Below are 13,865 nucleotides of genomic sequence, written 5' to 3' on the forward strand. Positions count from 1 at the left end.
ATTTTAGGAGGAATAGTAGATGTCAAACTTAAAAGTAATGACAATCTTCGGTACTAGACCGGAAGCAATTAAAATGGCTCCAGTAATTAAGAAACTTGAACAAGAAGAAAGAATAGATTCCATTGTGACTGTTACTGCTCAGCATCGTGAAATGTTAGACCAAGTATTAAGTTTATTTAAGATTAAACCCAATTATGATCTTAATATTATGCAATCAGTTCAATCTCTTACTGATGTGACAATTAATATATTAGAAGGTTTGAAAAGAATAATTATTAAAGAAAAGCCTAATATAGTTTTAGTTCATGGTGATACTTCTACTACTTTCGTCAGTGCACTAGCATCTTTTTATCGAAAAATAAAAATTGGGCATGTAGAAGCAGGGCTTAGAACATATAATAAATATTCTCCTTATCCAGAGGAGATAAACCGTAGTTTGACAGGGGTATTAGCTGATTTTCATTTCGCTCCTACTAAAATATCTAAAAATAATCTTTTAGCAGAGAATATTCCTAAAGATGAAATTTTTGTAACAGGAAATACTGTAATAGACGCTTTGTTAGGAGTTGTTGATGAAAGTTATGAATTTGACGTACCTGAATTAAAAAAAATCGATTTTAATAATAAAAAAGTTATTCTTTTGACTTCTCATCGTAGAGAAAACTTAGGTCAACCAATGAGAAATATTTTTGAAAGTGTAAATGAAATAGTAAAAAGTAATAAAGATGTAGAGATTGTATTTCCAGTTCATTTAAATCCTAAAATAAGACAGCTTGTTAATGATACTTTAAAGGATGTAGAACGCATTCATTTAGTTGAACCACTTGATTATAAACCATTTGTTAACCTGATGTCTAGGTCATATTTAGTTATGACAGATTCTGGAGGGATTCAAGAAGAAGCTCCTAGTCTTGGTAAACCTGTATTAGTTTTGAGAAACACAACGGAGAGACCAGAAGCAGTAAAAGCAGGGACAGTAAAATTAATCGGAACTGATAAGAATATGATAGTATCTGTAGTTAATAAATTATTAAATAATAATAAAGAATATGAAAAAATGGCTAATGCAGTTAATCCTTATGGGGATGGTAAAGCTAGTAGAAGAATAATAAGGATATTATTATCTAAATTTGGATATCAAAATTAGAATGCACTATATAAGAATATGAGCTTGCCCCTCTAAATTTGGACAAAATTTAATTAGATTTATTAAACATAGAATTTCATTAAATTTCTCGCTTATGCAGCAAATTAAACTCTTGAAATCAAGTTATTAATAATATTTTTATGATAGACTGCTGGTGGTATTTTACCAACAGATGAATGTGGTCTTCTGTTATTGTATCTATCAATAAATTTATCAATTGATTTTTTGCAATGGGTAATATCAGAATAATGGTTACGATAAATTTCAGAGCGTTTAAGTGTACCATGAAAACTTTCTATATGAGCATTTTCTTCAGGTGTATTTACTGTAGTCCTCTCATGAAGTATATCAAGCTCTTTAAGTTTTCTCTGAAATTCTCTGCTTCTAAACTGTGTTCCATTATCAGTTCTTAATGTTAAATTTTCAGTATTTCTATTGTTTGTAGCTTGTTCTAAAGCTTTAAGGGCTTCTTTAGTACGGCATCTTAGACTTTCATGATGGCCAACTATTTCTCTAGTATAAACATCAATTATGTCAAACATATATACCCATTCTCCACTTTTATCTATGTACATCTGGACCATATCCATTTCCCATAGTTGATCAGGTCCAGTTAGTTCATGTTTCTGTTTTAATTGATAATTTTTAGGCTTTGGTACTATCTGATCTTGCAGGAGATCTAAGACATTCATAATGCGGTAAATCCACTTATGATTAACTTTGAGCTCTTTCTCATAATTTAAGTAGTTAGTTACCATTCTGTAGCCTAAATGAGGAAACTCATTACAGTATTCTTTTACCAGTGAAACTACTTTATGCTCTGGTATTAAACTTCCATCTTTATCATAGGCATGATGACCTGTATAGAGTTTATTTTCATTATTATTTTCCTGATTATCATTACAGTTTTGACGGTAATAATAGGTGCTTCTGGCTATATTAAAAGTTCTACATAGTTCAGAGATGGTATAATCTGTTTTTAAACTATTTATTATTTTAATTTTATCGTCTTTATTTAATCCTGCCAGGGCTTTTTTTTAAGGATTTCCATCTGTACTTTTTGTTGACCAATAATTTTTTGCATCTGCTGGATTTGCTCGTCTTTTTCTTTTAATTTAGCTTCTTGTTCGGTAGGAGATTCACCACTAAGTTTACTCATCCCTCCATCTAAAAAATCCTTTTTCCAGACATAGATGGAGTGGCGACTGACATCATATTCTTCAACTAGATCAGATATATTTTCACCTTTAAGAACACGAAGTACAATTTCCATTTTAAGTTCAGGATCATAAGATTTTGGCATTTGCTTTTACCCCCTATAATTATTATAAAATGTTAAGTTGGTGTTTGTCCAACATTTTTAGGGGGCGTAACAAATATAGTTATATTAATTTTAAATAAATTGACAATAAATATGGGGTGAAATAGATGTTATTTATGGTTTTATTCTTGGTTAGTCTAATTTTTATTTTTTATACATATATGGGGTATCCCTTAATTTTAATAATATATTCAAAGATTTTTAATCAAGTAACACAAAAAAAGGACGTCATTGATTACTTTCCAAAAGTTTCTTTAGTAATAGCGGCTTATAATGAAGAGAAAGTAATAGAAGAAAAAATAAATAACTGTTTAGAATTAGAATATCCTAATGATAAACTTGAAATTTTAATAGGTTCGGATGGTTCAACGGATAGAACAAATGAAATTATAAAAAAATATGCTGGTGACCTAATTCAATTTTATAATATTACTGACCGTGGTGGCAAAACTAACGTTTTAAATACATTAGTTCCCAAAGCTAAAGGAGAGATAATAGTATTTTCTGATGCTAATACTCTATATGAAGTAAACGCGCTAAAGGAGATAGTCCAACCTTTTGTTTCATCGGAAGTAGGGGGAGTCTGTGGAAATTTAAAATTTATAAATCCTAATAATAATGTTGGAGGGAAAGGCGAAGGTGTTTATTGGAAGTATGAAAAATTATTAAAAAGGATTGAAAGTAAAATTCATTCTGTTATTGGTGCTAATGGGGGGATATATGCTATAAGAAAGAAGTTATTTCGTTTTATACCTACTAATACAATTATAGATGACTTTGTTATTTCAATGACAGTAATTAAACAAGGATATAGATTATTATATGAAGATAAAGCTATAGCGTATGAAGATACTAGTTTAAGTTTATCAGATGAATTTAAAAGAAAAATTAGAATTGGAGCAGGAGATTATCAATCTATAAAAATATTAAAATCATTATTATGGTTTGAAGACTTAAAAGTTTCTTTTGCCTTTTGGTCACATAGAATTTTTCGTTGGCTAATTCCTTTTTGCTTGATAATTTTATTTATCAGCAACATTTTTTTATTAGATATGAACTTTTTTCAAGTTATGTTTATTATTAAAATAGTTGGATATTTATTAGCTCTTCTAGGATATTATTTAGACAAGAATGGGTTAAGATTAGGTAAACTCTATATTCCTTATTATTTTGTGTCAATGAATTTGGCTTTATTTTTAGGTTTTATAAGATTTTTAACAAATAAACAGAGTGTAACTTGGGATAAAGTTGAAAGAAATGATTAAAAAACTTCAATTTAATAAAGTTATATTTTTAGAATATTTTATTCATCAAGAGATGAATATTTAAAATGTATAAGGGGGAATAAAAATTGTGAAAAGATTATTTGATGTTATATTATCATCTATATTATTAATTGTTTTATTACCAATCTTAATTTTAATAGCAATTCTAATTAGATTAGAATCAAAGGGGAATCCTATCTTTGTTCAAAGAAGGCCAGGTCAATATAACAAAGCTTTTACTATCTATAAATATAGGACTATGCGGATTGACACTCCTGATATTCCTACTAATGATTTTAATGATCGTGATAAATATATAACTAAAGTAGGTAAATTTTTACGAATAACTAGCTTAGATGAGTTGCCGCAGTTAATTAATATTTTAAAAGGAGATATGAGTTTTGTAGGTCCTAGACCTCCTCTCTTCTCTCAGAAACAATTAATCAAAAATAGAAAAGAATCTGGTGTTAATAAAATAAAGCCTGGGATTACAGGTTGGGCCCAGATAAATGGAAGAGATAATATAGATGATCAACAAAAGTTTAAATATGACCTGTATTATTTGAAAAATTACTCTTTTTGGTTAGATCTAAAGATTATTTTTCTTACTATTTTAAAGGTAATTAAAAGTGATGATATAATTGAAAACGAGGGAAACAATCTAAAATTGTAGGCTTAATAATATTAACTTTATAAAGGAGATTAGACTATTGTCTAAATTAAAAAATCTTGATAACAAAAATATATTAATCACTGGGGCTAATGGATGTATAGGTTATGAATTAGTAAGGAAATTAATTAATACTAATAATAGATTACTCTTATTAGATAGAGCATTTGATAATTTAATTCGATTTAAAGATAGAGATAACATTAAATTATTAAAATTAGATATAACAGACCAAGAAGAATTATTTAATATAGATAAGGAAATAGATATCATAATCCATTTAGCAGCAAAGGTTCATACTAAACCTAAAAATAAAGAAGAAGTATATGAGTTTTATTTAATTAATACTCAAGGGACTAAGAATTTATTTGAGCTTGGTTTAAGAAAGAAAATTGAACATTTTATTTTTAGTAGTACTATATCTGTTTATGGTCCGGAAACTAATGAAATAGTTGATGAAACAGCCAGGGTAAACCCTCAAACTGCATATGCTAAAAGTAAATACCAAGCTGAAGAAATTGGTTTAAAATTATATCAAAATAAAAATTTCCCTATTACTATTTTAAGATTAGCTACTATATATGGTAATCAGGACCGTGGTAATTACAAAAAGTTAATAGACTTTGCTAAACGGGGATACTTACCTTTTATAGGTGATGGTGATTACTGTAAACCAATAATTCATGTAAAAGATGTTGCTAACATTATGTTGAAAATTATCAATAACTCTGCCACGTATGGAGAAGTATATCTTGTATCTGAAAAAAATTATACTTATAAAGCAATAGTAAATAACATTAGTGATGTTTTTGCAATTAACATTAAAAAAATTAGAATTCCAGGCGCATTAATTAGCCTTTTTAAGAAGCTTAATTTAAATATATCTCCTATTAACAAATTAATTACTTTATCAAATAATTTTAATGTCAATAATAACAAGATAAAGACTGAGTTGAATATTGACTTAGACTATAATTTTAAAGAAGGATTAAAAGATTCTTATGAGTATTATAAATAATAGATCTACTTTATTAGGGAAGAGGTGATAAATTTGATCGACTTACTATTAAAATTATACAAAAAACCAAGATTAATATTTATTGATCTATTATTAATCAACTTAGCTCTAATTTTTGGTTTTATCCTAAGGTTCGACGGTAGCTGGCTAAGTCAATTTAGTTATTCTTATTCAATTATTCTATCCATAATTGGTATGATAATCTTATATTTTTCTGGTTTATATAAAAAGATGTGGCGTTATGCTAGTATTAATGAATTAAAATCTATTATTAAGATAGTAGCATTAATTAATTTGTCATTTACTCTTTATATCTTTTTAGCTCAAATAAGTTTTTCTCGCAGTGTTGTGGTTATTAGTGGTGTATTAGATCTTTTCTTCTTGGGGGGATTAAGGTTTATCCTTCGGTTAATAAAAGACCATTTAGAATATGAAAGATGTAATGATGCTGAAACAAGAGTTCTAATTGTAGGTGCCGGAGATGCAGCAGAGATTCTAATTCGTGAAGTATATAAGCATCCGGAGTTAGGAAAGTGTATAGTAGGTTTAGTAGATGATGACCCAGAGAAGATAGGTTTAGAAATTCACGGTAAGAAAGTATTAGGTGACCGTTACGATATTCCTGATATTATAGACAAGCATAATGTTTCCGAAGTAATTATAGCTATTCCTTCAACTTCTGGTGAGGCAATCGAGAATATCTATGATTTGAGTAATCAAAAGGGAGTAGAAATTAAGATAGTTCCTGGATTAGATGAAATTATCAATGGTGGATTTAATCTTAATCAAATTCGAGAAGTTAAAGTTGAAGACTTATTAAGAAGAGATCAGGTTGATTTAAATACTGATGATATCTCTTCATATCTACAAGATAAGACAGTTCTAGTTACCGGTGGTGGAGGCTCTATCGGTTCTGAATTATGTCGGCAAATCATTCGCTTTAACCCTAAACAATTAATTATCTTTGATATTTCTGAAAATAACACCTATTTTATTGAGTTAGAATTAAAAGGTAATTATAATAATGCAGAAATCATACCGATAATTGGTAGTATAAGGGATAAGCAGAAATTAAGACAGACCTTTGCTCAATATCAACCAGATGTTGTCTTTCATGCTGCTGCGCATAAACATGTTCCATTAATGGAGTATAATCCTGAGGAAGCAATTAAGAATAATGTACTAGGGACTAAAAAGGTTGCAGAAACGGCAGATGAGTTTAATGTAAAACGATTCGTTTTAGTCTCAACTGATAAAGCAGTTAATCCAACTAATGTCATGGGAGCAACTAAGCGAACTGCTGAAATGATACTACAAGCTATAAATAATAAGAGCAAGACTAAATTTATGGCTGTGAGATTTGGTAATGTCCTAGGTAGTAAAGGTAGCGTTATTCCATTATTTAAAAAGCAGATTGCTCAGGGCGGACCTGTGACAGTAACCCATGAAGAAGTCGAAAGATACTTTATGACTATTCCAGAAGCAGCGCAATTAGTTATCCAAGCTGGTTCTTTAGGGAAAGGTGGAGAAGTCTTTGTTCTAGATATGGGAGAATCTGTAAAGATTATCGATTTAGCAAAAGATTTAATTAAACTTTCAGGTTTAGAAATAGGTCAAGATATTGATATAGAGATTATAGGCTTACGACCAGGTGAAAAACTATATGAGGAATTATTATATGATGGTGAAAATAGTATATCTACAGACCATGAAAGAATCTTCATAACTAATTTGGAATCAGTTAATCAGGAGAACTTATATGATAGTTTAAATCAATTAGAAAGATTAATTAAAATCAGTGATTCATCAGCGATAGTAACCGCTTTAGTAAAATTAGTGGGAACATATAAGCCTAATCGAGATAATATGGATGAAATAGTTGAAGCTAAGAATCAGACTGCTGCTGTTGTTAACGATTAAAGAACAGGAGGTTCTAAAAGACTTGTGTAAAAAATACTTTGTCAGTGATCTACATATCGGTGATGGTAGTCGAACCGATGATTTTATTTATAAAGATATCTTTATGGACTTTCTAGATCAAATAATCGCCGAAGAAGATAGTCAATTAATCATCGTCGGTGACTTTTTAGAACTATGGCAGGCTGACTTAGAGAAGATTCTATTCTATCATAGTGACTTATTCGCTAAGCTATTTAGATTAGCTGAGACAGATAGAGTGATCTATGTCTATGGCAATCATGACTACCTTCCTTTTTCTCGTTTTAAAGGAAGCTATTTTGGTAATATAAAAGTATTAGAGCAATATATAGACCAAGAGAACGGCATCTGGGCTTTACATGGTCATCAGTTTAATGAGTTTAATGATATCGAGCAGGCTAAAGATAGGATTAGCGGTTCCATTGGTCAGAAGATTGCCGAAGTAGTAGGCTTTTTAGAAAGACACCTAGACGAAGATATAGATATAGAATTAGCTAAAATGATTCCTTTTTTCCGAACTTTAAAAGCTAAAGTAAATATGTTAAAGCGAATCGTAAGATGCTTCGTTGATAAAGTCTTCTTTACCAAAGAAGATGACTTTACTAAGGAAGTAATAAGGATTCAAAGCCAGACCATACCCCAGGATAAGAATTATCAAGGGGCTTGGGCTCAATACCAACAAGCAGTCTTTAGTGGGTTAGAAGAAAAAGGGTTAAAATACGGTATCATCGGTCACACTCATCAAGAAGATTTGATCAGTGATAATGGAGGGAAACTATATACCAACCTAGGTTCCTGGACTAATCCTAACCAAGATCCTTATTATGCTCTTTTTGAGCAAGGTGAGATGAAATTGGTTAATGCTAAAGAAGAAAAGATAAGCATATTAGTGTGACTATTGATCTTTATACAAAGCCGAGACGAACATTTGTTTGATAAAATTTCCTATTTATGATAAAATATAATTAAATAGGTTTAAGTATTGGCAGGAGATACTTAATTTCGTTTATAATTAGCGTTATTTAAATCATACGGATGACTATCAATAGTTATTATGAAATAGAACAGAATTAGCTAAATCAAGGGAGAGATACTAACATGAGTATTGAATTAATTGTTGGTCAAAAAAAGAAAATCGGTCATAATGAATATTATGATTATGACTTTAATATAAGTTTAGATGATGAAGATAAAATTGATGAATTAGCTAATTCTATAAAAAAGTGTTATACTAGCATTGATTCTTTATTAGAACACCTTCCTACAAATGGTCCACTTAAAACTAATTTTATAAAAGAATTAATTAATAATAGGATCCCTTATTGGGAAGAAGGGAAGAAAGCAGGCTTTCAGGTAGTTAGATCAGAATTTGGTGAAGTTATTGCTCAATTGACAATGAAGAAATATTTTAATACGGATATTCATTTAAGCAGATTGTCAACTAAAGAAAAACCTTTATTGGCTACTAGAGGTATCGATCTATTAGGAGTAGAAATGAAAGATGAAGATCCTATTTTAGTCTTAGGCGAAGTAAAAGTCTCTAAAGATACGAATAATCCACCGGGGGTTGTACATAAAGCTGGGGATAAGGGTTGTCTTGAAAATAAGATACCATATCTCCTTTCAAGTAAAAAAGAGATTAATGAAGAGTTGGCTTATTATATAGAACATGCTCCAGAAGAAGTTAAGGAGATATATGTTGACTTAGCCGCTCGTTTTATGCTAGAACCTGATAACCTGATAATTGTAGGAGTTCCGTTTTTATTACGCGATGCTGAACTTTTCCATATGGATGATGTGGGGGATTTGTTAGAGCATGAAAGCTCAGCTACAAGAAAGGTAAGGTTTGTAATTATTCGAATTAAAGAAGATGTTAATAAATTATCAAAATATGTTTATGATAAAGCAAGAGGAGGGTGATTGTTATGGATTCTAAACAGAAGATTATTAAGGCAAGTAATACATATTATAAAAATTTTAATGAACAATTCACCCGTAAATTACTTTCTCTTAACAGTTATATAGATGAAGATGAAAGTAATGATGCTTTAAATTACTCTCGCTTAATTCATGCTCTTTATAACATAAGTGATGAAAATAATAAGGATGAGGTTAATTTATCATACTTTTTAAAATTTGCTATTTATTATTTAAAGGGAAAACAAAGTGATAATCTATTATCATATTATGAGCAACTAGTTTCAATTACAACTTTAGGTCTTCTAAATCAGAGAATAAATGATATTCGTTTGCTTTTAGAAGAAGAAGAATTGACTGATATAGATTATGATAAATATAATTGGGTAGAGATATTATACATAGAGACTATGAGATTATATCTTTTAATTGTGCGCCAAGGTAAGGGGTTTAAAGATATTGATACTGTAAATGAAAATATAAATAGATTAATTGAGATACAAGAAGAAAAAGAAGAAGTAATGGTTAAAGCAGGTTTCTTATCTCAACGAGAAATGGGTCAACTTGTAATTCTATATAATACGATAGCTGCTCTAAATGATGTTAATCAATATCTAGAGAAAGGACACCCAGCCCAGATTAATGTTAAGTTAGATCGATATTTTGATAATATTAAAGAAGGATTCAGTAGTGGAGTAGATGCTAGATTTCAATATTCTATTGAAAACATCATTAAAGGATTGGAGATAACTATAAAAAATAGTATCTGGAAACAGTTAAAAACCGGTACCAGGATGGATGAATTTGTTGAGGAAATGGTGGCTAGGGGTAATGAAAAACCTATATTTCAACTTTTGCCTTCGCAAGTGGATGCTTTTCAAGGTGGAATTGACAGACCTTTAACTTCTGCAATCGTTATCCAGATGCATACTAGTGCTGGAAAAAGTTTATTAGCTCATTTTTTAATAGCTCAAACATTAGAAATGAATAGTGAGGGGCAAATAGCTTATGTTGTGCCTACCAGAGCATTAGTTCATCAATCCTTATATGATTTAAGGAATACATTTATAAATTTGGATTATAACATTGAAGCTACTATTCCTGCTTATGAAATAGATAAAGTTGAGGAAGAGTTACTCGATGAAAGAATAGATATTTTAGTTACGACACCTGAAAAACTTAACTTATTAGTTCGTTCAAATCATCCTTCTGTAAAAGAACTTTCTTTTGTTATTGTCGATGAGGCTCATAATATATCTGATAATAATCGCGGACCAGCTCTTGAATTTCTCCTGGCAACATTAAAAAGGAAGAATGAATATATTCGTACTCTTTTATTGACTCCTTTTATTAAAGATGATAGTAATCGAGAACTAATTGCTCACTGGTTAGGAGGGGATAGAGGTCTTCCTGTATATAGCAAATGGAGACCTACCCGTCAAATTATTAGTCTCTTAAAACGATATAAACCTGAAGGAAGTAGATATTATAAATTTAGTTTGGAAACAATTATACCTGATCATATGGATGAATTCACCGATTACCCCGAGTTTGAAGAAGAGATAACGTTCCCAACACCAAAACCTTCAAGCTTAAAATCGATGGCTACAGCTATGGCTAAGCGTTTTATAAGTAAAGGAGCAGTTCTAATTCTAGCTGAATCTCCTTTCCATGCAGAAAATCAAGCCAAAGACTTAGCTGATTCTATTGATGACGAGGTGGGTTTAAGTGAAGATTTAAAATTGTTAATTAAATTTGCAAGAGAAGAATTAGGAGAGAAACATACTCTATTAGATTGTTTAAGGAAAAGAGTTGCATTTCATCATAGTGGTTTATCCGAAGAAATAAAGATTTTACTTGAAAAATTGATTGTTAACGGGGATATTGATTACATTGTAGGAACTACAACTTTGGCTCAAGGAATGAATTTCCCAATTTCGACTGTAATCTTTCGAACGATTTATTTTCCTCGTCCATTCGGTGAGAATGTACAAATGGAACCAGAGGTGTTTTGGAATATTGCTGGAAGAGCAGGTAGGGTTTTTAAGGATTATGCTGGGAGAATAATATTCTTGGCTAATGGAGAAGAAAGAGAAAACGAGATTAAAGATTTTTTACAGAAACGAGGAGAAGGTATAAATTCTGCTATTTTTGAAACGATTAAAAATATTGATGAATTTTCGTTACAATTTGATAGAGAATTAGTAATGGATAATCAGGCGTTATCACAATTATTACAGTTTATATCAGGTACATTAAATCTTATTAGTGAAAATGGTGAAATCTCTGAAAATGTGGAGCAAGTAATTGATGAAGTTTTAAGGTTAAGTTTAGCATATCGACAGTTATCGGATAAAGGAGAAGCTGAAAGAAAGAAATTATTAAATATTGCTCAAAAATATTTAGCTTATTTACAAAGAAAAGATAACTGGAAGGGGGTAGCTACCCTTGTAGACCAAACAGGTTTTAGTTCTATGACAGTAGACTACCTTATGGCTCAAAAGAGAAATTTACCTAACTTTGCAGAAATTAATTTGAAAGATGTAATTTCTGAATCTGAGCAGATGACAAATTTAATTAAAATCCTTGGTGGAATACCTGAAATTAATCTAGGAGCTGGTACAGAAGGTTCTTTTAATCCTGGGTTAGTTGCTGCAGTTACACAGGCATGGATCAATGGTATCTCTTTGACAAAAATATATGATGATTTATTAGCTGGAATTCATGATGACATTCGTAAAAGTATAAAATACATTTATCAAACTATTACTGGGAAGGTTTCTTGGGGAATGGGAGCTATGCAATCTATCTCTTTATCAGGTGAAAGGGAAGATGTTGATGAAGTATTAAACCTGCCTAGTATGATTTATTATGGAGTACCAAATGATATTGGAGTAGCTTTAAGAATGGCTGGAGTACCAAGGACTCTAGCTGTGCAGATTAGTCAAAATTTAACTGGTGATGAATTTTCTATTAAAGAGAATAAGCTTTCTGGAACAAGACAATGGTTACAAGATTTATCTCTGGAAAAGTGGAATAGATATGCTCAAAATTCTAATCTTAACGGCAAAGAATGGAAGAGAATCTGGGAGCTAATTGAGGCTTAAAGAATAATATCAAACAGGCTAAAGAAAGGATAAACAGTTTTATCCAGTATCAGAATTATATATTAACTTTACAATTTAATATATAATAGAGCCAAAGATGGGATAATCCCACAAGAAGGCAGGTGAGAATATGTCCGAAGAAAAAATTGTAACTAAGGTTGATGATAAAGGTAGGATTACAATTCCTAAAAAAGTTAGAAAATCTTCTGGCATAGATAAAGGAGAAGTATTATTTATAGACGTAGAACTTGGGCAGTTAAAATTAACTCGAGCAGTAGAAGACCCTATAGTTAAGCTTAAAGAGTATACTGAAAAAGAATATGAAAATGGAAAGACAAAAAACTTAAGACAGTATGCTAAAGAAAAGGGTATGGATTTAGATGACTAAATACTCAATAGAAATAACTAAGTCTGTAGAAAAGGATTTAGATAGTTTAAAGCACTTAAGAGATAAAGCAGTTGAGAAAATATTAAGTTTAGAGAATGCTCCTAGAAAGAAAAGTTCTGCTTTAAAAGGATTATGTTCATACAAATTTAACCTTTCAGGAGCAGGGTCTTTTAGAACTATTTATTTTATTAAAGAAGAGGACAAGGTTTATTAGTCATTATAGCTTCTAGAGAAAATATCTATCTAGAAGCAGACAGAAGATATAAATTATTAAAAAAGCAAGATTTATTTTAAATATTTATCCTATAACATTGAACCACTCAGTGTTATGGGATTTTTAGTCTAAGAGTTGATTCACAACACGTATAATGATATAATAATATACTTGACATCCTCCCCGCCCGTTCGTGAAACTCACGAACGAGGATTCCTTAAAGAAACTTACGAGGTTGTCGAATGATTAGAGGACAATCTATTTCTAGTAGTCCAATATGACTTCGACTTTAGGCTGTGCCATCAGCCTTCTTGAGATAGCCGACTATATATTTTAATAGTATAACCCTAGCAATAAATGCTAATATAGGCACTCAAGCACTTAATCTATTACCAATTAAGCAGATTGTTGTTCTAAATATTTATTTGCTATATTTCTACTTGCATTTAAATCAGCGTGGATATTATTACCACACACACAAGAATATAAATTAGCTTTACGATTTGATTTCTTAACTTCACCACATTTAGAACAACTCTGGGATGTATATTTAGGATTAATATATTCCACTTTAATCCCAGTTAATTTAGCTTTATACTCAATAAATTGTTGAAGTTGATAGAAAGTCCAGCTATGAAGGTTTCTATCTGCTCTATTAAGACTTTGAGCAGTATTACGGATATTCTCTAGATTCTCCATAATTATAGTGCCAACTTGCTCTTGCACAGCAAGATTAATAAGTTGTTTACTAATTTTATGGTTTAAATCTCTCATCCATCTCTGCTCTTTGTCATTAATATTCTTAATAGCTTTAATCTTTTTAGATTTACCTAACTTTCTTCTTAATGAACGATATTTTTTACGAATGAAACCTGCTTCT

At 30.3% G+C, this 13,865-nt stretch carries 13 protein-coding genes; 10 read left to right on the forward strand and 3 right to left on the reverse strand.

Annotation, left to right across the window (positions count from 1 at the left end; genetic code table 11):
• Positions 1 to 19: 19 nt before the first annotated feature.
• Complete coding sequence (gene wecB, locus BM077_RS02545) at positions 20 to 1,147, forward strand: non-hydrolyzing UDP-N-acetylglucosamine 2-epimerase (protein WP_089747653.1); 1,128 nt, start codon at positions 20 to 22, stop codon at positions 1,145 to 1,147.
• A gap of 104 nt (positions 1,148 to 1,251) precedes the next feature.
• On the opposite strand, the gene BM077_RS02550 is transcribed toward wecB, so the two are convergent.
• Together BM077_RS02550 and BM077_RS02555 are read right to left on the reverse strand one after the other, a co-directional pair.
• A complete protein-coding gene (locus BM077_RS02550; protein ID WP_143018601.1) occupies positions 1,252 to 2,175 on the reverse strand; it encodes an IS3 family transposase in 924 nt (307 codons plus the stop codon).
• The gene (locus BM077_RS02555; protein ID WP_089747649.1) at positions 2,163 to 2,450 is read right to left on the reverse strand and encodes a transposase; all 288 of its coding nucleotides are present in this window, start codon (positions 2,448 to 2,450) and stop codon (positions 2,163 to 2,165) included. Before BM077_RS02555 ends, BM077_RS02550 begins: the two co-directional genes overlap by 13 nt.
• A gap of 125 nt (positions 2,451 to 2,575) precedes the next feature.
• Between BM077_RS02555 and BM077_RS02560 the strand changes: the two genes are divergently transcribed.
• From BM077_RS02560 to BM077_RS02600, 9 genes are all read left to right on the forward strand, one after another.
• The gene (locus BM077_RS02560; protein ID WP_090095118.1) at positions 2,576 to 3,733 is read left to right on the forward strand and encodes a glycosyltransferase family 2 protein; all 1,158 of its coding nucleotides are present in this window, start codon (positions 2,576 to 2,578) and stop codon (positions 3,731 to 3,733) included.
• A gap of 88 nt (positions 3,734 to 3,821) precedes the next feature.
• Complete coding sequence (locus tag BM077_RS02565; RefSeq protein WP_089747646.1) at positions 3,822 to 4,406, forward strand: sugar transferase; 585 nt, start codon at positions 3,822 to 3,824, stop codon at positions 4,404 to 4,406.
• Positions 4,407 to 4,443: 37 nt separating this feature from the next.
• Positions 4,444 to 5,421, forward strand: a complete 978-nt coding sequence (locus tag BM077_RS02570; RefSeq protein WP_176941586.1) for an NAD-dependent epimerase/dehydratase family protein — start codon at positions 4,444 to 4,446, stop codon at positions 5,419 to 5,421.
• Positions 5,422 to 5,454: 33 nt separating this feature from the next.
• Entirely contained in the window at positions 5,455 to 7,341 is a 1,887-nt protein-coding gene (locus tag BM077_RS02575) for a polysaccharide biosynthesis protein (protein WP_089747642.1), read from the forward strand.
• A gap of 22 nt (positions 7,342 to 7,363) precedes the next feature.
• Positions 7,364 to 8,254 carry a UDP-2,3-diacylglucosamine diphosphatase gene (locus BM077_RS02580; protein WP_176941585.1) on the forward strand — a complete coding sequence of 297 codons (891 nt, stop codon included), beginning with the start codon at positions 7,364 to 7,366 and terminating at the stop codon, positions 8,252 to 8,254.
• 203 nt (positions 8,255 to 8,457) lie between these two features.
• Positions 8,458 to 9,279, forward strand: a complete 822-nt coding sequence (locus tag BM077_RS02585) for a Hachiman antiphage defense system protein HamA (RefSeq protein WP_089747638.1) — start codon at positions 8,458 to 8,460, stop codon at positions 9,277 to 9,279.
• Positions 9,280 to 9,284: 5 nt separating this feature from the next.
• Positions 9,285 to 12,383 carry a DEAD/DEAH box helicase gene (locus BM077_RS02590; protein WP_089747636.1) on the forward strand — a complete coding sequence of 1,033 codons (3,099 nt, stop codon included), beginning with the start codon at positions 9,285 to 9,287 and terminating at the stop codon, positions 12,381 to 12,383.
• A gap of 130 nt (positions 12,384 to 12,513) precedes the next feature.
• The gene (locus tag BM077_RS02595; RefSeq protein ID WP_089747634.1) at positions 12,514 to 12,771 is read left to right on the forward strand and encodes an AbrB/MazE/SpoVT family DNA-binding domain-containing protein; all 258 of its coding nucleotides are present in this window, start codon (positions 12,514 to 12,516) and stop codon (positions 12,769 to 12,771) included.
• A complete protein-coding gene (locus tag BM077_RS02600; RefSeq protein ID WP_089747632.1) occupies positions 12,764 to 12,985 on the forward strand; it encodes a type II toxin-antitoxin system RelE family toxin in 222 nt (73 codons plus the stop codon). Before BM077_RS02595 ends, BM077_RS02600 begins: the two co-directional genes overlap by 8 nt.
• A 396-nt stretch (positions 12,986 to 13,381) precedes the next feature.
• Here BM077_RS02600 and BM077_RS02605 read toward each other — a convergent pair.
• On the reverse strand, positions 13,382 to 13,865 hold a 484-nt coding region (locus BM077_RS02605; protein ID WP_143078995.1), incomplete at its 5' end, for an RNA-guided endonuclease InsQ/TnpB family protein.

Origin of the sequence: Candidatus Frackibacter sp. WG13 (genome assembly GCF_900114655.1) — a bacterium.
Lineage (GTDB): Bacteria > Bacillota > Halanaerobiia > Halobacteroidales > Acetohalobiaceae > Frackibacter.